This is a genomic window from Nitrosospira lacus (assembly GCF_000355765.4).
Lineage (GTDB): Bacteria > Pseudomonadota > Gammaproteobacteria > Burkholderiales > Nitrosomonadaceae > Nitrosospira > Nitrosospira lacus.
Genome location: NZ_CP021106.3, coordinates 2,158,530 through 2,181,475 on the forward strand (window position 1 = coordinate 2,158,530; position 22,946 = coordinate 2,181,475).

At 57.1% G+C, this 22,946-nt stretch carries 23 protein-coding genes; 19 read left to right on the forward strand and 4 right to left on the reverse strand.

Annotated elements, in window-relative coordinates; translation table 11 throughout:
- Positions 1 to 324: 324 nt before the first annotated feature.
- Positions 325 to 1,173, forward strand: a complete 849-nt coding sequence (gene motD / locus EBAPG3_RS09700) for a flagellar motor protein MotD (protein WP_004175457.1) — start codon at positions 325 to 327, stop codon at positions 1,171 to 1,173.
- 210 nt (positions 1,174 to 1,383) lie between these two features.
- On the opposite strand, the gene EBAPG3_RS09705 is transcribed toward motD, so the two are convergent.
- The 3 genes from EBAPG3_RS09705 to flgA all read right to left on the reverse strand — a co-directional run bounded on the left by EBAPG3_RS09705 (position 1,384) and on the right by flgA (position 3,003).
- A complete protein-coding gene (locus tag EBAPG3_RS09705; RefSeq protein WP_004175455.1) occupies positions 1,384 to 1,857 on the reverse strand; it encodes a flagella synthesis protein FlgN in 474 nt (157 codons plus the stop codon).
- A 1-nt stretch (position 1,858) separates the two neighbouring features.
- The gene (gene flgM / locus EBAPG3_RS09710) at positions 1,859 to 2,152 is read right to left on the reverse strand and encodes a flagellar biosynthesis anti-sigma factor FlgM (protein WP_004175453.1); all 294 of its coding nucleotides are present in this window, start codon (positions 2,150 to 2,152) and stop codon (positions 1,859 to 1,861) included.
- Positions 2,153 to 2,286: 134 nt separating this feature from the next.
- Positions 2,287 to 3,003, reverse strand: coding sequence for a flagellar basal body P-ring formation chaperone FlgA (flgA, locus tag EBAPG3_RS09715; RefSeq protein WP_004175451.1), 717 nt, complete (start codon positions 3,001 to 3,003; stop codon positions 2,287 to 2,289).
- A 331-nt stretch (positions 3,004 to 3,334) separates the two neighbouring features.
- Here flgA and flgB point away from each other — a divergent pair, with 331 nt between their 5' ends.
- The 11 genes from flgB (at position 3,335) to flgL (ending at position 13,893) form a co-directional block, all read left to right on the forward strand.
- Complete coding sequence (gene flgB / locus EBAPG3_RS09720) at positions 3,335 to 3,739, forward strand: flagellar basal body rod protein FlgB (protein WP_004175447.1); 405 nt, start codon at positions 3,335 to 3,337, stop codon at positions 3,737 to 3,739.
- 14 nt (positions 3,740 to 3,753) lie between these two features.
- Positions 3,754 to 4,182 (forward strand): flagellar basal body rod protein FlgC, encoded by a 429-nt coding sequence (gene flgC, locus EBAPG3_RS09725; protein ID WP_004175446.1) that lies wholly within the window; start codon positions 3,754 to 3,756, stop codon positions 4,180 to 4,182.
- An 11-nt stretch (positions 4,183 to 4,193) separates the two neighbouring features.
- A complete protein-coding gene (gene flgD / locus EBAPG3_RS09730; protein ID WP_004175445.1) occupies positions 4,194 to 4,862 on the forward strand; it encodes a flagellar hook assembly protein FlgD in 669 nt (222 codons plus the stop codon).
- Positions 4,863 to 4,934: 72 nt separating this feature from the next.
- The gene (gene flgE / locus EBAPG3_RS09735; protein ID WP_004175443.1) at positions 4,935 to 6,149 is read left to right on the forward strand and encodes a flagellar hook protein FlgE; all 1,215 of its coding nucleotides are present in this window, start codon (positions 4,935 to 4,937) and stop codon (positions 6,147 to 6,149) included.
- An 80-nt stretch (positions 6,150 to 6,229) separates the two neighbouring features.
- Positions 6,230 to 6,976 carry a flagellar basal-body rod protein FlgF gene (flgF, locus tag EBAPG3_RS09740; protein ID WP_004175441.1) on the forward strand — a complete coding sequence of 249 codons (747 nt, stop codon included), beginning with the start codon at positions 6,230 to 6,232 and terminating at the stop codon, positions 6,974 to 6,976.
- 206 nt (positions 6,977 to 7,182) lie between these two features.
- Positions 7,183 to 7,968, forward strand: a complete 786-nt coding sequence (gene flgG / locus EBAPG3_RS09745) for a flagellar basal-body rod protein FlgG (RefSeq protein ID WP_004175440.1) — start codon at positions 7,183 to 7,185, stop codon at positions 7,966 to 7,968.
- A 107-nt stretch (positions 7,969 to 8,075) separates the two neighbouring features.
- Positions 8,076 to 8,720 (forward strand): flagellar basal body L-ring protein FlgH, encoded by a 645-nt coding sequence (locus EBAPG3_RS09750; protein WP_151898923.1) that lies wholly within the window; start codon positions 8,076 to 8,078, stop codon positions 8,718 to 8,720.
- Positions 8,721 to 8,732: 12 nt separating this feature from the next.
- A complete protein-coding gene (locus EBAPG3_RS09755; protein ID WP_004175437.1) occupies positions 8,733 to 9,857 on the forward strand; it encodes a flagellar basal body P-ring protein FlgI in 1,125 nt (374 codons plus the stop codon).
- A 2-nt stretch (positions 9,858 to 9,859) separates the two neighbouring features.
- Positions 9,860 to 10,828, forward strand: a complete 969-nt coding sequence (gene flgJ / locus EBAPG3_RS09760) for a flagellar assembly peptidoglycan hydrolase FlgJ (RefSeq protein ID WP_004175435.1) — start codon at positions 9,860 to 9,862, stop codon at positions 10,826 to 10,828.
- 141 nt (positions 10,829 to 10,969) lie between these two features.
- Positions 10,970 to 12,889, forward strand: a complete 1,920-nt coding sequence (flgK, locus tag EBAPG3_RS09765; RefSeq protein WP_004175430.1) for a flagellar hook-associated protein FlgK — start codon at positions 10,970 to 10,972, stop codon at positions 12,887 to 12,889.
- Positions 12,890 to 12,957: 68 nt separating this feature from the next.
- A complete protein-coding gene (flgL, locus tag EBAPG3_RS09770) occupies positions 12,958 to 13,893 on the forward strand; it encodes a flagellar hook-associated protein FlgL (RefSeq protein WP_004175429.1) in 936 nt (311 codons plus the stop codon).
- 114 nt (positions 13,894 to 14,007) lie between these two features.
- Here flgL and EBAPG3_RS15640 read toward each other — a convergent pair whose 3' ends face one another.
- Positions 14,008 to 14,349, reverse strand: a complete 342-nt coding sequence (locus EBAPG3_RS15640) for a GmrSD restriction endonuclease domain-containing protein (protein WP_081607235.1) — start codon at positions 14,347 to 14,349, stop codon at positions 14,008 to 14,010.
- 419 nt (positions 14,350 to 14,768) lie between these two features.
- Here EBAPG3_RS15640 and EBAPG3_RS09780 point away from each other — a divergent pair, with 419 nt between their 5' ends.
- The 7 genes from EBAPG3_RS09780 (at position 14,769) to EBAPG3_RS09810 (ending at position 22,941) form a co-directional block, all read left to right on the forward strand.
- Positions 14,769 to 15,965: a sensor histidine kinase gene (locus tag EBAPG3_RS09780; protein ID WP_004175428.1), complete on the forward strand. Its 1,197-nt coding sequence runs from the start codon at positions 14,769 to 14,771 to the stop codon at positions 15,963 to 15,965.
- A 5-nt stretch (positions 15,966 to 15,970) separates the two neighbouring features.
- Positions 15,971 to 16,597 carry a response regulator gene (locus EBAPG3_RS09785; protein WP_004175427.1) on the forward strand — a complete coding sequence of 209 codons (627 nt, stop codon included), beginning with the start codon at positions 15,971 to 15,973 and terminating at the stop codon, positions 16,595 to 16,597.
- A 427-nt stretch (positions 16,598 to 17,024) separates the two neighbouring features.
- The gene (locus tag EBAPG3_RS09790; protein WP_085922013.1) at positions 17,025 to 18,182 is read left to right on the forward strand and encodes a flagellin N-terminal helical domain-containing protein; all 1,158 of its coding nucleotides are present in this window, start codon (positions 17,025 to 17,027) and stop codon (positions 18,180 to 18,182) included.
- A 546-nt stretch (positions 18,183 to 18,728) separates the two neighbouring features.
- The gene (locus EBAPG3_RS09795) at positions 18,729 to 19,886 is read left to right on the forward strand and encodes a flagellin N-terminal helical domain-containing protein (protein WP_085922014.1); all 1,158 of its coding nucleotides are present in this window, start codon (positions 18,729 to 18,731) and stop codon (positions 19,884 to 19,886) included.
- Between the two features lie 220 nt (positions 19,887 to 20,106).
- Positions 20,107 to 22,116, forward strand: coding sequence for a flagellar filament capping protein FliD (gene fliD, locus EBAPG3_RS09800; RefSeq protein WP_004178706.1), 2,010 nt, complete (start codon positions 20,107 to 20,109; stop codon positions 22,114 to 22,116).
- Positions 22,117 to 22,132: 16 nt separating this feature from the next.
- Complete coding sequence (gene fliS, locus EBAPG3_RS09805; RefSeq protein WP_004178704.1) at positions 22,133 to 22,600, forward strand: flagellar export chaperone FliS; 468 nt, start codon at positions 22,133 to 22,135, stop codon at positions 22,598 to 22,600.
- A 5-nt stretch (positions 22,601 to 22,605) separates the two neighbouring features.
- Entirely contained in the window at positions 22,606 to 22,941 is a 336-nt protein-coding gene (locus EBAPG3_RS09810; RefSeq protein ID WP_040852620.1) for a flagellar protein FliT, read from the forward strand.
- Positions 22,942 to 22,946 lie beyond the last annotated feature (5 nt).

Consider the following 22,946-nt stretch of genomic DNA (forward strand, 5'->3'; position numbering starts at 1 on the left):
GGTTATTCGTCAACCAGAACCCGAATTTCAAACCATGCATTACACATACAGTTTATGCAGGATAGCCGGAACGAAGCAGGATCCGGCAGATTTTCCACATAATGACGCGGGCCACATCATGACCAAGTATCGGCGCAGTTTACTCAACGGCAATAGAAGTTTTTTTGGCTCCATGCCTGCCGGCCCCAGCCAAGGTCAGCTGGTGAACCCTATCGCCGCCTTGTGGGAGGCATTCCGCACTGTTAATGCCGTTTATCCTTCCAGCATTGGATTGAAATCGTATAACCCAGGAATCGGGTTGACAAGCCTAAGGAAGCGATTACCTTGAAGCTCGGCATGCGGCGCAGCCATAGACCGGAAGAACAGGCAAGCCATGAGCGCTGGCTGGTGTCTTATGCGGATTTCATCACACTGCTGCTCGCGGTTTTTGCGGTAATGTATGCGCTCTCCCAGGTAAACGAGGGCAAATACCGGGTGATGGCCGGCTCACTCCTGAACACCATCGCCAAAGAGCAGGGGCGCCGCGATAGCCTGATCGTGGCCCACGAACCGTCGCCGCCGATTGTGCCGATCGACGACCTGGCGGCAAAAAGAGCAAGCCGCATTGGGGAAGCGCAGCTGCGGCAGCAGGAGAAGATGCGGATCATCGCTCGCGACATCATGGCGGCATTCGCTCCGCTGGTGAAAGACGGACAAGTGCGGATGACCCAAAGCGAGCGCGGTGTTCGCGTGGAGATCAATGCCAGCGCACTGTTCCCGCTCGGCGAGGCGACGCTGCAGGAAGATTCCATCAAGGCGCTTAATGCGGTGGGGCAAGTACTGAAGAACGGTGAACATGCGATTCAAGTGGAGGGGCATACCGATGACATACCTATCATTACTCCAAAGTTTCCCTCCAACTGGGAATTATCGGCGGTGCGTGCCAGCAGCGTGGTGCGATTGCTGATCGATAATGGCGTTCAGGCCACAAGGCTTACGGCCGTCGGTTACGGTGAAAACCGCCCCGTGGAATCGAATGACAGCGAAGCAGGCCGTGCACGCAACCGGCGCGTCACGCTGATGATCATGTCCACCGTGCCTGACTCATCGTCCGATACCTTTTCCGACACCGAAACGCCATCCGATGCGGTGCCCGATTCTTCATCTGATATTTTGCCAGGTGCCTCCGCCTGATCAATCAGGGTAGCCAGGATTATGCGAATTTCCGATCCAGTCAAGTGATGCCACGCGGGATTTGCCTTGAATCCGGCAACCTATCCCTCATTTCACAGGCTAGCACCATGATCCATCAAGATTTATAAGGGGCAGATTCAGGATTCTCAATCCTGGAGATGTTGCGGGGCAAACACGAAGCATGGCGAACGGGGTAAATACCGGCGAGGATCAGCCTTCGCCGAGCCGGCGTCCGCCGGAGAAAAGTGTAGGCTGACCATCGGCGCCGTACAGGCCGGCGCTACGGGTTGCGGCTTGCAGCACCGAGAGTGCCTGCTGGTTGTAGCGCAGGCGCTGGCCGATGAGAATGCCATTGATCTTATTAAGCTGACTGGCCTTTTCCGCCAGTTGGAGCAGTTCCCGCCAGATATCGGCGGCGCCGTCACTGCCATGACTTTGCAATCCCTGTTCCATGCCGTTGCGATCCCGCGTGCAACCAAGTGTCGTAAGCCAGCGGTTGCGCACATCGGCGAGATGAATCAGTTGCCGCGCCTGTTGGGCCTTTTCCCTCGCCAGTGTCAGCAGCGAAGAAACATCCGCCTGACGCAGTGCGCGCTGCTCCCGTTCCAGGAGATCAATGAAATTTTGTGTTTCATCACGCTCGCGGGCTATACCGGCGACCGGATCAAAGGCCGTGTCGTCCATGTCAGGTCCGTCTGGTCTGGATCAGGTCGCGCACTGTTTCCAGCAGACGATCCGCGACTTTCTCAGGATTCACGACGAAACGGCCTTCGCTGATTGCCTGCTTGATTTCTTCGACTCGCGCGGCATTGAATACCTCCCCATTGGCGAGGTTTTTCTCGACATTCCGCAGTTGCGTGCTCAACTGAACACTATCATTGGAGTTTGCGACCTCCTCTGTTTTTCCCCCGGTCTTGCCGGGGCGCGCCTGCGTTTCGCTTAGTGATATGGAAGTCTGAATGGAATTGTCAATTTTCATGGTATCTCTCCTACGGTTGACCGTAAATAGTTTAACGGCCGTTCGCCGGGAAACTTAAGGTTGTTCGGATTAAATGATTGACTTGCCGCGAGGCGCCATACTGAGCAATCATGTATTTTCCTGCCGGATTCAAGTTAGTAGCTTACTTCCACTATCGCCCCAGGGCGAGCGATCCCGCTAACGACTGGGCCTGACGCACTTCGAACCTGTACCAATTGGCCCTCGATCGCATTGCCGAGGGCTTTGCCTTCCGCGCTTACACTGAATCCACGTCCGTTCGAAACCAGTTTTACACTCTGGTTCACCATCACGGCTGTCTGTGCACGCAGCATATCTTGCCGCACCGGGCTGCCGAAAGGGATGCTGCCGGCCATTGTCCTGCCGAAAGCCTGGGTAACGTCGGTCACGATACCGGGCGGCAACTGGGTCAAGTCTCCCCTGCGAGTCGTTATGTCCGCGGCGGTAAGCGTCTGGCCATGTATCAATGGTCTGGCGCTGACCACATAATCGGCCACTACTTTCACGTTGGCGCGCACGTAAACAGTCCAGGGGTGAGGCACGGCACAATTCACTATCACGGTGGTGTTGCCCCAGGGACGGCTGCCCGGTGGCAATGACGGCTCCAGGGCCGCGCAGGCCGGAAGATTGATCCTCGCATCCATCGCGCCGGGCGTGATTTCCACTTGCCCGGGAAAACCGGCCGACTGAACATGGAGAAAGTGTACGACAGCCTCCTGTATAAGACGCGGGTCCTGCTTCCCGTGCGCTGATGCCAACGCCAGTTCAGATCCGGAAAAAATGGCAATTAGACCCAGACCGAGCGATAACCGCCGCAAATACGTGATATGCATGATGGGGTTCCTCCAACGATGTTCCCCGGGTCGGGTGAGCCGAGAATGAAGGCCATTCTAGTCTGTACCCACCGCAGCCAGCGGGCGGAAATGAAGCCGATTTCCCCCGTTGTTCGTTGGATTGCTCGGACGGGGCTGCCTTATATTGTTATCAAGCGCCGGAACCTGCAAGGTGGCAGGCATAATGCGGCCCATTCGTGGATACGGCGTTTCAAGCCCGAATATAGGGGAATTTTACCCGGCTGCTTCACAATTTGAATGAAGGAGCCGTGCAATATCATGGCTTATGTAACGTTTAACGGCAGGAGAATGCACGATTTGAGGAGATTTTATGATTGACAAGCTCGACACGGCATTTCGTTTTTATCAGGACTCCGCCAATTTGCGAGCCCACCGTCAGCAATTGATCGCTTCCAATATTGCCAACGCGGATACACCGGGCTACAAGGCGCGTGACATCGACTTTAAAACCACGCTGCAGGGCGTGCTGACGGGTAGCGGAGCAGTTACGCTGGCCACGAGTGCGCCCCATCATATTGCCCCAGACACCCATAGCGCATCGGGCGGCGGGGCACCCCTGCTGTACCGCAATGCCGTGCAGGGCAGTGTGGATGGCAATACGGTCGATATGGACGTGGAACGAAGCCAGTTCGCCGACAATGCGATCCATTATGAAGCCAACCTGACGTTTATTGGCAACCAGATCAAGATGATGCTGGCCGCCATTCAGAGTTAAGGAGAAAACATATCATGTCACTGTTCAACATATTCACCGTTGCCGGATCGGCAATGACGGCCCAGAACCAGCGGCTCAATGTAGTTGCGAGCAATCTGGCCAATGCCGATAGCGCGGTGAGTTCCAACGGCCAGCCTTACAAGGCCAAGCAGGTGGTATTCATGAGTACGCAACCCGCAGGAGGTCCTCAAGCGGGCAGTACCGCCAGCAGTGTCAACGGTGTCAGGGTGGGGAAGGTAATCGAGGATCAATCGCCCATGAGGATGGTGCATGACCCCAGCCATCCGCTGGCCAACAAGGAAGGTTTCGTGACCATGCCCAATGTGAATGTGGTGGAAGAGATGGTCGATATGATTTCCGCTTCGCGCTCGTACCAGAACAACGTGGATATGATGAATACCGCCAAGACACTTCTGTTGAAGACTTTAACCATCGGACAATAAGGAAAACCCCCATGAGCTCCATTCAGGACATCGGAACTGCTTCCAATCTGTTTGCGTCATATAACACCAATAATACCGCGAAGCCAGCGGCGGAAGATCCGCAAGACCGATTTCTCAAGCTACTGGTCACGCAAATGAAAAACCAGGATCCCCTAAACCCTCTCGACAACGCCCAGGTGACTACGCAACTTGCACAAATCAGCACCGTAAACGGTATCGAGAAGTTGAATGCCACCCTGCAAGGCATGGCAAGCGGCATTACCGCAGGACAATCCCTGCAGGCTGCGGGCATGATCGGACACAACGTACTCGTACCCGGTTCGGCATTGCAACTGGCGGGCGGCAGCGGTGTATTCGGTGTTGATCTGCCACAACCCGCGGACAATGTAAAAGTGACTATCCACGATAGCACGGGCCAGGCGGTGCGAGTCATGGATCTGGGCGCGCAAGTGGCCGGACCGCTAACCTTGCAGTGGGATGGCATGTCTGACAATGGCACTCCCGCAGCCGATGGCAGCTATACCATGAGTGTCAGCGCGCAACGCGGCGACCAGAAAGTCGACGCGCAAACGCTCGCGTTCGGGATCGTCCAGGGGGTATCCCAGGGAAACCAGGGGGTTCAGCTGAACGTCGGGGGACTGGGAACGGCAGCCCTGTCGGATGTCAAGCAGATCTTCTAAACCGTATTATCCAATAATTCCGTCTCCAATCCCCTGGTCTCCAGGCAGAGACGCTTACCCAAGGAGTGCATCATGAGTTTTCAGCAAGGCTTAAGTGGTCTGAACGCGGCGTCAAGGAATCTGGATGTGATCGGCAACAATGTAGCCAACACCAATACGGTGGGTTTCAAGCAGTCGCAAGCGCAGTTTGCCGATGTTTACGCCAATTCGTTGTCGGGCGGAACCCAGCCGGGTCTTGGCGTCAAGGTGGCCGCGGTTGCGCAGCAATTCAGCCAGGGCGGCATTACCGCTTCCAACAACTCGCTTGATATCGCGATCAGCGGCAACGGTTTTTATCGCCTCAGCGATCAGGGCACTATCAGTTACTCGCGTAACGGTCAGTTCCATCCGGACAAGGATGGATATATTGTCAACAGCAGCGGCCTGCGTCTCACCGGATATACGGCGGATGCCGCTGGCCAGATCAATGCGGGCGCGCCATCCGATATTCAGATTTCCACGGCCGATTTGCCGCCGCGCGCAACCACCTTGGTGAATACCCTGGTTAATCTGGATTCGCGCGAAACGGCGCTGAGTTCCACTGCCTTCGATCCGGCCGATGCAAATACTTACCACAGCTTTACCCCCATGCCGATTCACGACAGCCTGGGCAACTCCAGCACGGTTTCGACTTATTTCGTCAAGACCGCTGCCAATAGCTGGGACGTATTTGCGGCCAGCGACGGAACGCTGCTCAATGGCGGGGCACCGCTGGGAGCACTGAATTTTCTGTCCAGCGGCGCTCTTGATCCGCTGAGTTCCGCGATATTCAATGTAACGAAACCCGTGACCACCGGTGCGAACCCGGTGGTTTTCGATATGGATTTTACGGGCACGACACAGTTCGGTTCCAGCTTTGGTGTCAACGCGCTGACCGAGGACGGCTATGCCTCCGGCCGGCTGACCGGTTTTGATGTCGGCGCCGATGGCATGATCCGTGGCAGCTACTCCAGCGGAAAAATCCTGAACCTCGGGCAGGTTGTACTGGCTAATTTTGCCAATCCACAGGGCTTGCAGATACAGGGCAACAACACCTGGACGGAGAGCTCTGCATCCGGCGCTCCCCTGGTGGGAGCGCCAAATACGGGTGGCCTCGGAAGTTTGCAATCCGGCGCGGTGGAGGACTCGAACGTGGAGCTGACTTCCGAGCTGGTCAATATGATCACGGCCCAACGTGTTTATCAGGCTAACGCGCAAACCATCAAAACGCAGGACCAGCTATTGCAAACGCTGGTGAATCTGAGGTAATGACATAACGGAAATGGGTAGCTGGGCAGCAGGATAGGCTGCCCCTTTTGCAGTCATGCCCATCTAATACAGGAGCATATATGGACCGCATGATCTACACGGCCATGACCGGTGCCAAGCATACGCTGGGGCAGCAGGCTGTCATGTCGAATAATCTGGCGAATGCAAATACCACAGGCTTCCGTGCCGAAACCAGCGTGTTGCGCGCGGTGCCGGTCTTCAGCGAAGCCCTGGCGACGCGGGCATTTGTGGTGGATTCAAGCGCTGGCGCGGATTTTCGTCCTGGCACCGTACAGCAAACCGGGCGTGATCTCGACGTGGCGGTAGAGGGACCGGGGTGGATCGCGGTGCGGCTAGAGGATGGCAGCGAAGCCTATACCCGCAACGGCAATCTGCATGTCAGCGCCAACGGCGTATTGCAGACTCGTAACGGTCTGAACATACAGGGCGATGGCGGTGCGATTGCCATCCCTCCCGGCTCGACCATCTCGATTGCGAAAGACGGAACCGTATCCACGGTGGCCATTCGCCCCGGGTCGAACGAGTCGAATGTCGTGCTGACAGCCGGCCGCATCAAGCTGGTCAATCCGCCCGAAACTCAACTTACGCGCGGTGCGGACGGCCTATTCCGGCTTGCCGGCGGTGCGGCGGATGCGGATGCCAATGTCACGTTAATCAATGGCGCTGTGGAAGGAAGCAACGTCAATGTCGTGGAGGCGCTGGTCGACATGATTTCGTTGTCCCGCCAATTCGAGACGCACATGAAATTGCTGAAGAATGCCGAAGGCAACGCGCAACGGGCGAGTAGCCTGCTGAGCCTAAGTTAACAGTCGATTAAAGCGGAATTGAAGCGCGGCGGGTCAGAATGAAACCGGAAAGTAAGAGGGGATCACCCTTCTTTTTCAGGCATCGACTTTATCCACTCTGTCATATGATGCCCCAAATGATGTCATCTTCACAATGATGTCCCGCATAGCATAAGCTGGCAATGCCTAATTTTGCCGCAGTGATGGATTTATTCTAGGAGATTTACATGATCCGTTCGTTATGGATTGCCAAGACCGGCCTGGATGCACAGCAGACGCAGATGGACGTGATCGCCAATAATCTGGCCAATGTCAGCACCAATGGATTCAAGCGCTCACGTGCCGTTTTCGAGGACCTGCTGTATCAGACCCTGCGCCAGCCCGGTGCACAGTCGTCGCAGCAGACACAACTGCCATCGGGATTGCAGATCGGCACCGGTGTCAGGCCTGTCGCCACCGAACGCGTATTCACCCAAGGCAATTTGCAGCAAACCGGAAATTCCAAGGACGTGGCCATTCAGGGCCAGGGATTCTTTCAGGTACTGATGCCCGACGGCACCACCGCCTACACCCGGGATGGCTCGTTTCAGTCCGATTCCCAAGGCCAGCTCGTGACATCCAGCGGTTATCAGATTCAACCCAACATCACCATTCCTGTCAACGCCCTGAGCATCACCATCGGCCGCGATGGAACCGTTTCCGTCACCCAGCCGGGCTCCAGCACGCCGGTTGAGGTGGGTTCCCTGCAGCTGGCCACGTTCATCAACCCGGTCGGGTTACAGAGCGTGGGCGAGAATTTCTATGTGGAGACCTTCTCCAGTGGCCCCCCCAACATCAATACACCCGGCATAGATGGCGCCGGAGTGCTCAACCAGGGATATGTGGAAACTTCCAACGTCAACGTGGTGGAGGAATTGGTCAACATGATCCAGACCCAGCGCGCCTATGAGATCAACAGTAAGGCAATCCAGACCTCGGATCAGATGCTTCAGCGTCTGTCCCAGATGTCATAAGCAGCGATAACGGTGAGAACAGCATGTATCGGCAATATAAAGATAACCAGATAACTGCGTATTTTTCTGCAAAACGAAGCGGGCTGCCTGTGTGGAGCGGAACACCCATGGTCATCATGATGCTGGCACTCTCGGGCTGCATCAGTCTGCCGGCTCCCATGGCCATCGTGCAGCAACCGATGTCCGCCCGCACGGGGTCACGCGGGCTCCCGCCCGCCAATGGCGCCATTTTCCAGGCAGGCACGCATGACCGGCCGTTATTCGAGGATCGCCGTGCGCGCGTGGTGGGCGACACCCTGGTGGTTGTTCTCAACGAGAAGACCAACGCAAGCAAGAAATCCGCCAGCAGTGCCAACAAGAACGGCGGCGTAAATTATGCCGTTCCACCCATGATATTCGGGGTGCCCATCACAAAGAATGTGGATATAGGGGCATCATCTTCCAATGATTTCTCCGGCAAGGGCGAAGCGGCTTCCACCAATAATTTTACCGGCACGATCTCCGTCACCGTGCTGGAAGTTTTACCCAATCGCAACCTGCTGGTGAGCGGCGAGAAGCAGCTGGCCATGACGCAGGGCACCGAATATATCCGCTTCTCCGGGGTAGTGCGTCCGGAAACCATTATCAACAACACGGTATCGTCGATCCAGGTGGCGGATGCGAAGATTGAGTACAAGGCCAACGGCTATATCGATGAGGCGCAGACCATGGGTTGGCTCTCGCGCTTTTTCCTCACTATCTCACCGTTCTGAGAGATTCCAAAAATGGCACATGCCACAGCCCGAAAACAAATCTGTCTGATACTTTCCATGGTATTGCTCGGATGCAGCATCCTGGCCACTCCGGTGCACGCCGAGCGTATCAAGGATCTGGCTTCCATCCAGGGCGTGCGGACCAACCAGCTTATCGGATACGGACTGGTGGTGGGGCTGGATGGGACCGGCGACCAGACCAGTCAGACGCCATTCACCGTGCAGACCATAGTCAGTATGCTTATGCAAATGGGCATCAATCTGCCGCCCGGCACCAACTTGCGGCTGCGCAACGTGGCGGCGGTGATGGTCACCGCTTCTCTGCCTCCGTTCGCCCAGCCAGGCCAGGTCATCGACGTGACGGTATCCAGCATGGGCAATGCCCGCAGCCTGCGTGGCGGCACGTTGCTGATGACACCGCTCAAGGGAGCCGACGGCCAGGTTTACGGCATGGCGCAGGGCAATTTGCTGGTTGGCGGCTTCGGCGCCGCCGCCAGCGGCAGCCAGGTGCAAGTGAACCATCTGAGCGTAGGGCGCATTACCGGCGGCGCGACGGTCGAGCGCGCGGTGCCGGTCGCCCTGGGCCAGGACAACGTAATTCGGCTTGAGCTTAACACCACCGATTTTTCCAATACCAAAAGGATTGTGGACGCCATCAACGGAAAATTTGGCGCGGGCACCGCCGCGGCGCTGGACGCCAGGGCGATCCAGGTGCGCACGCCGGAGGGAAGCGACCGGCGCGTGGCATTCGTGGCGGAGGTGGAAAGCCTGAATATAAATCCGGCACCCACCCACGCCAAGGTCATTGTCAACAGCCGCACCGGCTCGGTGGTCATGAATCAGGCGGCGACGGTTGATGCCTGTGCCATCGCTCACGGCAATCTATCGGTAGTCATCAGCACCGAACCGGTCATCAGCCAGCCGGGGCCATTCTCCAGCGGACAGACAGTACAGGCGCAACGTTCAACCATCGAAATCCGGCAGGAGTCCGGCATGCTCACGATGGTCGAGGGTGCCTCGCTGGCCGAAGTGGTGAAGGCGTTGAACGCGATCGGTGCGACGCCGCAGGATCTGCTGGCGATCCTGCAGGCGATGAAATCCGCCGGAGCGCTGCGGGCGGATCTGGAGATCATCTGATAATGACCTCGGCCGATCTTTCAGGCAAATTTGCGCTTGATGTGCAGGCCGTCAACGGGCTACGCGTCGACGTCAAAAGAGCCGACAAGGCCGGGCTTGCAGCCGCCGCCCGGCAGTTCGAGGCCCTGTTCATGAACATGATGCTGAAGAGCATGCGCGAGGCGACTTCCCAGGATAGCCTGATGGATAGCGACCAGAGCCGTCTTTACACCTCCATGCTCGATCAGCAGTTGTCGCAAAGCATGGCTGCGCGTGGCATTGGCCTGGCCGATATGATGGTGCGTCAACTGGGCCGCGGATTGCCGGTGGATTTGCCGGAAGGGAACGCTGAGTCAACTTCCGTTCCAGCACTTACGCACCCTCCGGCCGGCGTTCCGCTGCAGGCACCGCCGCAAGGGAACATCCCTGCACAGCAGCAGCCTCAGCGGACGAGCGGGCCGGCTCCGCAGTCCTTGCAGTTGCCGGCGGTGCCTCAACAGGCTGCATCTCAACCGGGATCGCAATCTCAGGTGGCCGAGTTTCAGAGCAAGCTGATGCCGCATGCGCTCCAGGCCAGCCAGACGACAGGCATACCGGCGCGGTTCATGCTCGGACAAGCGGCACTTGAAAGTGGATGGGGCAAGCGCGAGATTCGCGCGGCGGATGGCACGCCCAGTCACAATCTGTTCGGCGTGAAAGCCGGGGCCAGCTGGAAAGGCGCCGTGGTTGAAACGGTGACGACAGAGTATGTCAATGGCGTAGCACAGAAGAGCGTCGAAAAATTTCGCGCCTACCCCTCATACGCTGATGCTTTCCGCGACTACGCCGGTTTGCTGCGCAGCAACCCGCGCTATGCGGGTGTGGTGGCGCAGGCGGCACAAGGAATCGATGCGGCGGGCTTCGCACAGGGGTTGCAACGGGCGGGCTATGCCACCGACCCCAACTATGCGGACAAACTGACACGCGTCATCAAGACAACGCAGTGGTCCTGAGGCTTGCCAGTGACGGCACAGGCCGCCGAAGCCCCACCAATGGCTGGCTGAAAGAGCGGCCGCTATTGCTAAATATTTTCCATTCGCGGCCGTTAACATTGGATATAGCGATGGCCATTGCCATGGAGAAGGAGGGATTGCATGGGTAACGGAATTTTCGGCATCGGACTGAGCGCGCTCAACGCCGCGCAGAGGGGATTGCTCGTGACCGGGCATAACGTCAGTAACGCGGCTACCCCCGGCTATACCCGCCAGCAAATCGTGCAATCGACCAATCCAGCGCAAGGCACCAGTGCCGGATTTATTGGCCAGGGAGCGAAGGTCGATACGGTGAGCCGTTCATATAATCAGTTTCTGACCCAGCAGGTTACGCAGGCGAAAACCGAATCCGCCCAGCTCGATACGTATCTTGCCCAGATGCAGCAGATCGATAAACTGCTGGCCGATCCGAGCGGAAATCTCGGCCTCGCACCGGCCCTGCAGAATTTTTTCGGGAGCGTGCAAGACGTCGCCACCAACCCGTCCGACGTGCCTTCCCGGCAATCGATGCTGTCGGGCGCGGAGATCCTGGTGCGGCGATTCCAGTCATTGGATAGCCGCCTTAACGAAATCCAGGATGGGGTAAATACGCAAATAAAGGATAGCGTGTCGCTGATCAACACGCTCGCGGCGCAGATCGGTAAGTTGAATGCCACCATCAGCCAGGCTGAAGGCGCCGCCCGCGGCCAGCCAGCAAATGATCTGCGGGATCAGCGCGACGAACTGGTGGGACAACTCAATCAGGAGATCCGCACCAACGTCGTGCAGCAGGGCGACGGTTCGTACAGCATCCTGATCGGCAACGGCCAGCCGTTGCTGGTCGGCACCCAGGTTTTTCAGCTCGCGACGGCGCCTTCTCCAACCGACGCGCGCCGCATCGACGTGACCTACGTTGCCGACGGCGGCAGCACGCCCATCCGGGAATCGACTCTGGATGGCGGCAAGCTCGGCGGGTTATTGCAGTTTCGCAGCGAATCGCTGGATGCCGCTCGCAATGGTCTGGGGCGCGTCGCCATCGGTCTGGCGGGAACCTTCAATGAACAGCATCGCCTGGGGCAGGATCTGCACGGTAATCTGGGCGGCGATTTCTTCACCGTGCCGAGCCCGGCGGTGGTGGCCTCCGCCAATAACAGCGGCAGCGCGGTTATTGGCGCCGAAATCACCAGCTTCAGCGCGCTCACCACCAGTGATTACCGCCTCCAGTTCGACGGCGCCACCTATAGCGTTACGCGCATGAGCAACGGGGCTGCCCAGGGCGCCCCGCAGACGTTCACCACATTTCCGGTGACTGTGGATGGCGTGCGCTTGAGCCTTTCTTCCGGAACGGCCGCCGCAGGCGACGAATTTCTGATCCGGCCTACCGTAAACGGTGCCGGTCAGATTGGAGTCGCCATTCAGGAAACCAGCCTGATTGCAGCCGCTGCGCCCATCCGCACCGATGCACCGCTTGCCAATACCGGCACCGGGCGCATCAGTGCCGGGACCGTCAACGCGCCGCCGGCCGATCCCAACCTGCAACAGCCGGTGACGCTTACTTTCACCAGTGCAACCACTTTCGACGTGAGCGGCACCGGCAGCGGCAATCCCTCCGGTGTCGCGTTCACGCCGGGTGGCACCATCAGCTACAACGGATGGACCGTGCAAATCACCGGTTCGCCGCAGCCGGGCGATACGTTCAATATCGGCCCCAACACCAATGGCGTAGGTGATAACCGCAATGCCTTGCTATTGGGGGCATTGCAAAGAAACAACACTATGGCGGGCGGCACGATAAATTACCAGACGGCCTATGGTCAAATGGTCAGTCAGATGGGCAACAAGACCCGCGAGCTGGAAGTCACCAGTGCCGCACAGACCAACCTGGTAAGCCAGACGCAGGTTTTGCAGCAATCGGAGTCGGGGGTCAATCTGGATGAGGAGGCGGCCAACCTGCTGCGCTATCAGCAGGCGTATCAGGCAGCCGGAAAGATAATACAGACTGCCAGCGTGATGTTCGATACGCTGCTTGAGATGTCGAGATAGCAAAGCATCAGAGCTCCTGGAATGAATAGATAACAGGCCGGGTAGCAAAAAATAAAGGAGAAATTACCATGCGTGTCAGCAGCAACACCAGTTATGAACTCGGCATCGCCGCCCTCAATCGCCAGCAGACCGCGCAGGTCAAGACCCTGGAACAGATAAGCAGCGGCAAGCGCCTCCTTTCGCCTTCGGAGAGCCCGGCAGCCTACGTCCGCGCGCTGGAGGTATCCCAGGCAGACGCCGGTAATACCCAGTATGCCGCTAACCGGCAGAGCGCCACGAGCAGCCTGGGGATGCTGGAAGGAACCTTGAAGGACGTAACGAATCTGGTGCAGAACGCACAGGAGCTCGCTGTGTACGCGGGTAACGGTACGCTTAATGACAGCGGACGTACTGCTATTGCCACCGAATTGCGTGGCAATCTTGATGAATTGCTGAGTCTTTCCAACCGTACCGACGCCAACGGGCAATACTTGTTTTCCGGCTTTCAGGGAGCGACCAAGCCTTTCGTGGATACAGGCAGCGGCGTGCAGTACATGGGCGACGATGGCATGCGTCGGGTACAGGCCAGCGATTCGCGCCAGCTCGCCGTGAACGCATCGGGGCAGGAGGTATTCGAACGCATTCCGGCTTCCGGCGGCGGCTACCAGAGTCTGTTCAAGACACTTTCCGATCTGATCGGCGTGCTCGAAACCCCAGTCGTTACTACTGCCGACAAGACTGCGCTCGCCAACGGCTTGAACGCAGCCCAGAGCAATTTATCCAGCTCACTGGACAATGTGCTGCGCGTCCGCTCGGACGTGGGCACACGCATGAATGAAGTGGATACGCTCAACGATGCGGGTGACGAATTGAGTATTCAGTACAAGCAGCAGCTTGCCGACCTGCAGGATGTCGACTATGCCAAGGCTATCAGCAGCCTGGCCCAGCAGCAGACTTACCTCCAGGCGACACAGCAGGCCTTCCTGAAGGTGCAGGGGTTGTCGCTGTTTGATTATCTTCGGTGATCGTATAAGCCACTAAATACCTAGATTGACATAATTCTTCACTAAATGCTCGCAGCAACGCAGCGCGTTGGATGAGAAAATCAGCATAATTATCTCAAAATAAGTTGTGTGGAATTAATGACTTGCTAAGAATTTCATCGATATTTCTAGGCATCTTTGCTCGATACATGCTTGCAGCAACCCCCCCAAGTTCCCTGTTATCAGCGCGAGTTCGGTCTGAAAAACCCCAAAAATCGAGGTAATGCGTTGCTGTCCATGGAGAACATAATCGACTGGGTAATCCTCAACAGGAGGTGGGAGTTTAAAGGGGCCTAAGTCACGCTCGGTTTTTAGTTCTTCTTTCGTTCGCCAAAATAGCAGTGATCCAAATGGGAAGCCTTTATATATACCGTCCATTAAATAGGCTACTCGATCCGGCTCCCAAACAAAACCGCGTTGAAAGGCGGGTATTCGAATTTGTCTACTATGACAATGTCAAGTATTTCGCGTACTGTTAATTGTTCCACGAATATTCCTAAATAAAAATTGTCTGTGCTTTATAGATATTCAGATTAGTCTGAAAGAAGGTATTGATCGAAAAAGTATGATAATAGCTGTACCATCTTTGGCACTATATCAATAGACTCATATGGCTCATCTCCTTTAATTAGTGGGTTTAGTTGGCTGATATATGCGTTGCCTAACGAAGTGGTTCTTGCGGAAAAACCCACGAAATCATAACATAACCGATAGTACATTCGACTTTTCCCATATAGATGTACCGCCATGTTTATTCAATACAGATTTCTCAGTTGGAGCGAACGTGTCAAGCATACGTGTAACACCGCTTTCCTGGTGGTAGATAATACGCAGTTACGGCAAATTTTTGCTAACAATTGTTTACCCTAAATGACAAAAACATCATCGTAACGATGAAAGATGCAGATAAATCAGAAGAAAAAATAGAAGAGCCCATGCAGGCTGTGGATGGGGAAGCCCAGTCCCTCGCCATCGTTGCCAATGCGCCCGGCATGGTATTTCAGTATGTGCTGGGCGAAGATGCCCAACACACCCTGCCGTTTATAAGCGGCCAGTGCCTCAACGTGCTCGGCATCACGGTCGAGGCATTACAGGCTAACCCTGCATTATTCATGGATATCGTCTTGCGGGAAGACCGGGAGAACTTGCGCCGTTCCAGGGCCCAGTCGGCCGCCGATCTCTCGACATGGAACTGGGAAGGCCGCTTGTGGATCGAGTCGTTCCGTGATGTGAAGTGGGTGAGCCTGCGAGCCAGTCCGCGCCGGGAGAAAGGCGTCGGCGTGATCTGGGAAGGCATTATTATCAATATCACGCAAAGCAGGCGCAGGGAAACGGAGCTCAAGGAATCACACGAACGGCTGCGGGAGGTGTCGTCCCATATTATCGCGGCGAGAGAGCACGAGCGCATTCGCATCGCGCAGGAAATCCACGATGATCTCGGCGGCAATCTGACGGCCATCAAGATCGATCTGGACTGGCTGGGCCGCCACATTGCTGACGAAGACGCGGTGTTACTCACAAAGATCCATACCATCGATCAACTGGTGGATCGCACTATCGATTCAATCCGGCGCTTGTCGCGCGATCTGCGTCCCGGCATCATGGATTTTGGTATTGTCGCGGCGATAGAATGGGAGGCGGAAGAATTCACCAAACGGCTCGGCATTCCGTGCCAGGTCGTATGTGCCCAGGAGGATATCGAACTGGGGCAGGACGCCGCGGTCGCCGTATTCCGGATCTTTCAGGAAGCCCTTACCAATATTGCCAAGCATGGACGGGCTTCGCATGTCCGGGTGCGGCTTGATGCGGATATATCCGCCAAGGGACAGTTGGATCTGGAGGTGCGGGATAATGGTCGTGGCATTGCGCCGGCGGATACCGAGAAATTCAATTCTTTCGGCATTCGCGGCATGATCGAACGTGCGGGGTTGCTCAACGGCAAACTGACCGTCAGCGGTGCGCCGGGGGAGGGCACGGCGGTGCATTTGTCGATCCCGCTTGTGCCGGGGCCGGACAGTCTGGCGATCCCGCAATCGAACATCCAGCAGTCATAGCGGCCATGAATATACTGATTGTCGACGATCACGCCATTGTCCGGCAGGGCTTGCGGCAAATCCTGATGGAAAGCGGTGAAGCCATTTTTATCAAGGAAGCGGATTGCGGTTCCGACGCAATCCGGCAGGTACGCGAGGGCGAGTGGAACGTGGTGGTGCTGGATATATCGCTGCCGGACAGGAGCGGTATCGAGGTTCTGAAGCAGATCAAGAAGGAATATCCGAGAATTCCCGTGCTCATGCTCAGCATGCACGAGGAAGGTTTGTATGCGATCCGGGCGCTGAAGGCGGGCGCATCCGGCTACATTACCAAGCAAAGTGCGCCGGCCGAGTTGATGGCGGCCATTCGCCAGGTAGCGCGCGGCCGCAAGTATCTTACCGCGACCCTGGCCGAGGCGATGGCGGATAGTCTCGGCGCCGATTACGAGCAGCCGCCTCATGAGACTCTGTCCGACCGGGAATACCAGACCCTGTGCCTGATCGCTTCGGGCAAAGGCCTCACCGATGCGGCTGAAGAAATGTGCCTGTCCGTCAAGACCGTCAGCGTCTACCGCGCGCGGCTGCTGGAAAAGATGAAACTCAGGAACAATGCCGAACTGACCCACTACGCCATTAAAAACGGGCTGGTCTGATTGGCACACGGTGTTTCATCAGCAGGGCGGAGAGGGTGGCTTTGGGCCGGTTTTAGAAGTTATCCATCACTTGATTAGTACGCGGTTGGAATTACGCATTAAACCCCGATAATCCATTAGGCGGCCTCCGAGCCTAAGCGAGTGCTGGCGGTCAGTTTGCGTCCATTTTTGCCACTTGCCCGGTGCCCATAGACCAGGCTATGGACTTCTCCCAACCGGCAAAGCTGTCTCGTAACCCGCCTTACCATCATCCGCGCCCTAAATGGATTATCCAGATTAAAAATCCTGACGAATCGATTAAATTTATTTTGTGAAGCGCCGTTAATCAATATAACAGCAGTTGATCGGCCTCGGGTTAATGTGGGTGGATCAAAGTTGAAAGCTGTAGGGTTTAATTCCATCACACTTTAATCGAGGAGATTTTGAAATGGCCGCAATTATCAATACCAACGTAATCTCGCTGAACGCGCAACGCAACCTTAGCAGTTCGCAAAGCGCGCTTGCCACTTCCCTGCAACGCCTGTCTTCCGGCATGCGCATCAACAGCGCCAAGGACGACGCCGCAGGATTGGCGATTTCCGATCGGATGACTTCCCAGATTCGCGGTCTGAACCAGGCGGCGCGCAACGCCAACGACGGCATCTCGATGGCGCAGACCGCCGAGGGCGCACTGGGAGAAATCGGTAACAACCTGCAGCGCATCCGCGAACTGGCGGTGCAATCGCGCAATGCGAGCAACAGCGTAAGTGACCGTACCGCGCTCAACAACGAAGTCCAGCAGCTCAAGGATGAAATCGACCGGGTATCTTCAACGACCGCATTCAACGGCATCAAGCTGCTCGATGGCACATTTACCAATCAGGCATTCCAGGTTGGCGCCAACGTTGGCGAAACCATTTCCATCAGCGGCCTGGTCAACGCACAGAGCACATCTCTGGGCACCAGCACCAGCAGCACCGCCAATGTTACCGGCGTCGCCGCCACGGCTTTCACCGCGATCACCGCAGGTGACCTGACCATCAACGGCACCAGCGTGGGCGCGGTTGCCGCCGGTGGCAACGCCGTTACACAGGGTGCCAACATTGCGGCCGCCATCAACACGGTATCGGATACCACCGGCGTTACCGCCACCGCCGACGCCGCTGGCCTGGTCTCGCTGACCAATGTATCAGGTAATACCACGGTCGTGGCTTTCGCCGGCGCCTCCGCCACCACGGCGACCACCGGTCTGACAGCCGCTACCACCGCGGTAACGACCGCGACCGGCGCGGGATTTGCGAATCTGGACATCAGCAATACCACAAATGCCGACTTTGCCATTGCCGCGATGGATTCAGCGCTGAGCGCGCTCAATGCAGGCCGCGCCGACCTGGGCGCCTACCAGAACCGGTTCTCGTCGGCGATCGCGAACGTGCAAACCGCAGCGGAGAATCTGACCGCATCGCGCAGCCGCATCGTCGATACCGATTTTGCGGCGGAAACCGCCACGTTATCGAGGAACCAGGTGCTGCAACAGGCAGGCACGGCGATGCTGGCCCAGGCCAATGCCATGCCGCAGTCCGTGCTGGCGCTGCTGAGAGGTTAATTGAAAAAATCAGTCTACCCAAGGTTCTGATTGGGGGAAGCAACCCGGGGCGGCGCCCCGGGTTTGCATTTGCGCCCCAGCCGTTCGTGATGGTTTATGTTTTCTGGAAGACGAGTGCGGCGAAGCGCAGTCCAAGACCCAATAAAACCCCGGCACCTGTTTCACCACTGGGCTACGCTACACTTTACCCATTCCGCATAAAATAAGCATCGCCGGGATTACAGCATTCGCTTCGCAATGCAATGAAGGCCCAGGATGTTTTGGTGCGGGCTTCTCACAGCTGTTTTTATGGTCGAAATCCGGATATACGATATGGATTGCCCTTTAATCGTTGGATTGCACAGTATCTCCTACGCTTATCATTTCAAGTCTGGCTATTTGTCGAATTGACGTTCTGAAAAATTTTGACGAATCGATTAAATTTATTTTGTGGGGCGCCGTTAATCAACATAACAGCAGTTGATCGGCCTCGGGTTAATGCGGGTGGATCAAAGTTGAAAGCTGTAGGGTTTAATTCCATCACACTTTAATCGAGGAGATTTTGAAATGGCCGCAATTATCAATACCAACGTAATCTCGCTGAACGCGCAACGCAACCTTAGCAGTTCGCAAAGCGCGCTTGCCACTTCCCTGCAACGCCTGTCTTCCGGCATGCGCATCAACAGCGCCAAGGACGACGCCGCAGGATTGGCGATTTCCGATCGGATGACTTCCCAGATTCGCGGTCTGAACCAGGCGGCGCGCAACGCCAACGACGGCATCTCGATGGCGCAGACCGCCGAGGGCGCACTGGGAGAAATCGGTAACAACCTGCAGCGCATCCGCGAACTGGCGGTGCAATCGCGCAATGCGAGCAACAGCGTAAGCGACCGTACCGCGCTCAACAACGAAGTCCAGCAGCTCAAGGATGAAATCGACCGGGTATCTTCAACGACCGCATTCAACGGCATCAAGCTGCTCGATGGCACATTTACCAACCAGGCATTCCAGGTTGGCGCCAACGTTGGCGAAACCATTTCCATCAGCGGCCTGGTCAATGCACAGAGCTCAGCCCTGGGTTCCACGACCAGTACCACCGCCAATGTTACCGGCGTTGCCGCCACGGCTTTCACCGCGATCACCGCGGGTGACCTGACCATCAATGGCACCAGCGTGGGCGCGGTTGCCGCCGGTGGCAACGCCGTTACGCAGGGCGCCAACATTGCGGCCGCCATTAACACGGTGACGAATACCACCGGCGTTATCGCCACCGCCGACGCCGCTGGCCTGGTCTCGCTGACCAACATGTCGGGCAGTAACACGGTCGTGGCTTTTGCCGGCGCCTCCGCCACCACGGCAACCACCGGCCTGACAGCTGCTACGACCACCGCGACAACTACCACTGTCGCCGGTTTTTCAGGGGTGGATATCGGCAACACGTGGGGTGCCGACATTGCCATTGCCTCAATGGATTCGGCTTTGAGCGCGCTCAATGCAGGACGCGCCGACTTGGGCGCCTATCAGAACCGTTTCTCGTCGGCGATCGCGAACGTGCAAACCGCAGCGGAGAACCTGACCGCATCACGCAGCCGCATCGTCGATACCGATTTTGCGGCGGAAACCGCCACGTTGTCGAGGAACCAGGTGCTGCAACAGGCAGGCACGGCGATGCTGGCCCAGGCCAATGCCATGCCGCAGTCCGTGCTGGCGCTGCTGAGAGGTTAACCAGGCAGGCGATTAACCGGTCAAGAGCCGGTTGTCAGGAGCGAATCCGGGGGCGATCCCCCTGGATTCGAGTTTTCGGAATCAAATTCTTTGTAATCCGATTTCGACTGAAGTCCGATTACAAAGATAACATCGAATCGAATAAACCCCGGCCGGATCGCCGGCATGTGTCCAGCAGCGTGGTGAATGGGATCATAACGAGTACAGGCGGGAGATAAGCATGGGTATATCCGCACCGGGCGTTGGCTCGAATCTGGATGTCAATGGCATTGTCAGCCAGTTGATGGCGGTCGAACGGCAGCCGCTTGCGTTGCTGGCGAAACGTGAAGCCGATTATCAGGCAAAGTTGTCCGCATACGGCACGCTGAAGGGCGCACTGGCATCGTTCCAGACAGTGATGAAAGGAATGGCTGATGGGTCCAGGTTTCAAGCGCTCACAGCCAGCGCGGCGGATACTTCCGTATTGACCGCCACGGCCAACGCCAGCGCCAAGGCAGTACCGGGCAGTTATTCAATAGAGGTGGAGCAACTGGCGCAACAGCAGAAAATCCGTTCCGACGGTTTTGCCAGTACCGCCAGCGTGGTGGGCAGCGGCACACTGACGATTCAGTATGGGAGTTACGACAGCGGGACCAACAGCTTTACCCTGAACAGCGCAAAACCGGCACAAACAGTGACTATCGATCCGTCCAACAATACGCTTGCCGGCGTGCGCGATGCGATCAATACCGCCAATATCGGTGTCAGTGCAACGATCATCAATGATGGCACCAGTAACAGGCTGGTGCTGACCTCCAAGGATACCGGTGCCGCCAGCAGCGTCAAAATCACCACCGCCGACAACGATGGGACCCACCTGGACACGGCCGGGTTATCCCGGCTCGCCTTCGACCCGGCGGCCGCCGCTGGTGCCGGCAAGAATCTGACCGAGGTACAGGCTGCGCAGGATGCCAAGCTTGAAATCGACGGAATAACCATCAGCAAGGGTTCGAATACGATTACCGATGCGATTGAAGGAGTGACGCTCAACCTGCTCAAGAGTAATCTCAACGCCCCCACCACTCTTGCCGTGGCGCGTGACAGCGCCGGCGTGAAGGCGGCGGTGGAGGCCTTCGTCAAGTCTTACAACAGCATCAACCAAACGCTGGCGGACCTCAGTTCCTACAACGCGGCGGCAAAAAAGGGTGGCATATTGCAGGGCGATTCGGCAGCGTTGTCGATTCAGACTCATATTCGCGCCACGCTATCAGCTGCGGTGGGCGGCGCAGGCGGTGGCATCGATTCATTATCGCAGATTGGCGTCGCCTTCCAGAAAGATGGCAGTCTGGCGCTGGATTCCACCAAACTCCAGGCGGCCCTCGACAATGGCTTCGATGGTATCGCCGGCCTGTTTGCGGTGCGCGGCACGCCGACGGATAGCCTGATTTCCTATAGCGGCGCCACCGGCAAGACGGCAGTTGGCGATTATGCGGTTGCTGTCACCCAACTTGCGGCTCGGGGCAACCTCACCGGCAGCCAGCCGGCGGGATTGAGCATTATCGCCGGAGTCAACGATCAATTGGATATCAATGTCGACGGCATGGCGGTCAGCGTCACACTTGCCGCGGGAACTTACGCATCGGCGGATACGCTGGCGGCCGAGGTTCAAAGCAAGCTGAACGGCACCGCCAGTCTGATGGGCGCAGGTGGTTCCACCGTGGTTTCACAGGCCGCCGGGATACTCAGCATCATGTCAGCGCGCTATGGTTCCGCTTCCAGTGTCACTATTACCGGGGGCAGCGCCGCCACCGGCCTATTGGGTGCAAGCCCCGCGTCAACGGCCGGGGTGGACGTGGCCGGCACCGTTAATGGGGTGGCCGCGACTGGCTCGGGACAGACGCTTGCGGCCGCGCCCGGAGGCGTCTCGGAAGGCTTGCGCATCGCCATCAATGGTGGCGCACTCGGCGCCCGCGGCACCGTCAGCTTCTCGCGCGGCTATGCCGATCAGTTGAATACGCTGGTGGGAGACCTATTGACAAGCGATGGCATTATCGCCAGCCGTACGGACGGCATTAACGCCAGCATCAAGGATATCGATCGCCGTCAGGATGATTTTACCCGCCGCCTGGAGGGGATTGAAGCGCGTTACCGCGCACAATTTACCGCGCTGGATACCATGCTCAGCAGCCTGAACCAGACCAGCCAGTTTTTTCAGCAGCAACTGGCCAGCCTGCAGAAAAATAATTCTTAAAAAGGAGATATCTGATATGTACACCGCATCCGGCTACGGCATTCATGGCGTCAGCGCCTACGCCAGGGTTGGTCTGGAAACCGGCGTTATCGCGGCCAGCCCCCACAAGCTTATTCTGATGCTGTTCGAGGGTGCTCGCATCGCATTGTCATCCGCTCTCATTCATATGAAAAATGGCGAGATCACCTCCAAGGGGCAAGCAATTTCCAAAGCCATTGCAATCATCGGCTCCGGCTTGCAGGCCAGTCTCGATGTCAAGGCCGGCGGCGAACTGGCCCAGCAGCTCCATGCCCTTTACGATTATATGAACCGCCGGCTGTTGCAGGCCAATCTGCATAACAAACCCGAGTATATCGAAGAGGTGGTTCGCCTGCTGGGCGAGCTGAATGAAGCATGGGAAGCGATAGGTTTATCACCTATGCCACAAGCGGAGCATCCTGGTGTGCAGGCAGCCGGGCTTGCCGCCGGCTACGGACAGGCATGAGTGCCATGAGCAGCATGGATACGCTCACCGCCTACCAGAACATTTCCAATGTTACCGGCGAAATGGCCGCAGCCGCCCGAGCCGGTCAATGGGATCGGCTGACGGTACTGGAACGGCATTACTCCGCCCTGGTGTCGCGTCTTGCAGCCGCGAAACCCGCACGGCTCACAAACGACATGCTCCGGCAGAAAATTGAATTGATTCACAAGATACTGGCCGATGACGCCGAAATACGCAGCTACACGGAACCTTGGCTGGATCGTGTGCAGAGTTTGCTGGGCAATGCGGGAATGGAGCGGCGTCTACGCCGGGCGTACGATCAGGAGCCGGGCGGCGCATAATAAAC

What these genes read in the sequence shown, in the direction of transcription:
- EBAPG3_RS09705 (WP_004175455.1), bottom strand. Translation starts at nt 1,857, where the DNA reads ATGGACGACACGGCCTTTGATCCGGTCGCCGGTATAGCCCGCGAGCGT.
- flgM (WP_004175453.1), bottom strand. Translation starts at nt 2,152, where the DNA reads ATGAAAATTGACAATTCCATTCAGACTTCCATATCACTAAGCGAAACG.
- flgA (WP_004175451.1), bottom strand. Translation starts at nt 3,003, where the DNA reads ATGCATATCACGTATTTGCGGCGGTTATCGCTCGGTCTGGGTCTAATT.
- flgB (WP_004175447.1), top strand. Translation starts at nt 3,335, where the DNA reads ATGATTGACAAGCTCGACACGGCATTTCGTTTTTATCAGGACTCCGCC.
- flgC (WP_004175446.1), top strand. Translation starts at nt 3,754, where the DNA reads ATGTCACTGTTCAACATATTCACCGTTGCCGGATCGGCAATGACGGCC.
- flgD (WP_004175445.1), top strand. Translation starts at nt 4,194, where the DNA reads ATGAGCTCCATTCAGGACATCGGAACTGCTTCCAATCTGTTTGCGTCA.
- flgE (WP_004175443.1), top strand. Translation starts at nt 4,935, where the DNA reads ATGAGTTTTCAGCAAGGCTTAAGTGGTCTGAACGCGGCGTCAAGGAAT.
- flgF (WP_004175441.1), top strand. Translation starts at nt 6,230, where the DNA reads ATGGACCGCATGATCTACACGGCCATGACCGGTGCCAAGCATACGCTG.
- flgG (WP_004175440.1), top strand. Translation starts at nt 7,183, where the DNA reads ATGATCCGTTCGTTATGGATTGCCAAGACCGGCCTGGATGCACAGCAG.
- EBAPG3_RS09750 (WP_151898923.1), top strand. Translation starts at nt 8,076, where the DNA reads ATGGTCATCATGATGCTGGCACTCTCGGGCTGCATCAGTCTGCCGGCT.
- EBAPG3_RS09755 (WP_004175437.1), top strand. Translation starts at nt 8,733, where the DNA reads ATGGCACATGCCACAGCCCGAAAACAAATCTGTCTGATACTTTCCATG.
- flgJ (WP_004175435.1), top strand. Translation starts at nt 9,860, where the DNA reads ATGACCTCGGCCGATCTTTCAGGCAAATTTGCGCTTGATGTGCAGGCC.
- flgK (WP_004175430.1), top strand. Translation starts at nt 10,970, where the DNA reads ATGGGTAACGGAATTTTCGGCATCGGACTGAGCGCGCTCAACGCCGCG.
- flgL (WP_004175429.1), top strand. Translation starts at nt 12,958, where the DNA reads ATGCGTGTCAGCAGCAACACCAGTTATGAACTCGGCATCGCCGCCCTC.
- EBAPG3_RS09785 (WP_004175427.1), top strand. Translation starts at nt 15,971, where the DNA reads ATGAATATACTGATTGTCGACGATCACGCCATTGTCCGGCAGGGCTTG.
- EBAPG3_RS09790 (WP_085922013.1), top strand. Translation starts at nt 17,025, where the DNA reads ATGGCCGCAATTATCAATACCAACGTAATCTCGCTGAACGCGCAACGC.
- EBAPG3_RS09795 (WP_085922014.1), top strand. Translation starts at nt 18,729, where the DNA reads ATGGCCGCAATTATCAATACCAACGTAATCTCGCTGAACGCGCAACGC.
- fliD (WP_004178706.1), top strand. Translation starts at nt 20,107, where the DNA reads ATGGGTATATCCGCACCGGGCGTTGGCTCGAATCTGGATGTCAATGGC.
- fliS (WP_004178704.1), top strand. Translation starts at nt 22,133, where the DNA reads ATGTACACCGCATCCGGCTACGGCATTCATGGCGTCAGCGCCTACGCC.
- EBAPG3_RS09810 (WP_040852620.1), top strand. Translation starts at nt 22,606, where the DNA reads ATGAGCAGCATGGATACGCTCACCGCCTACCAGAACATTTCCAATGTT.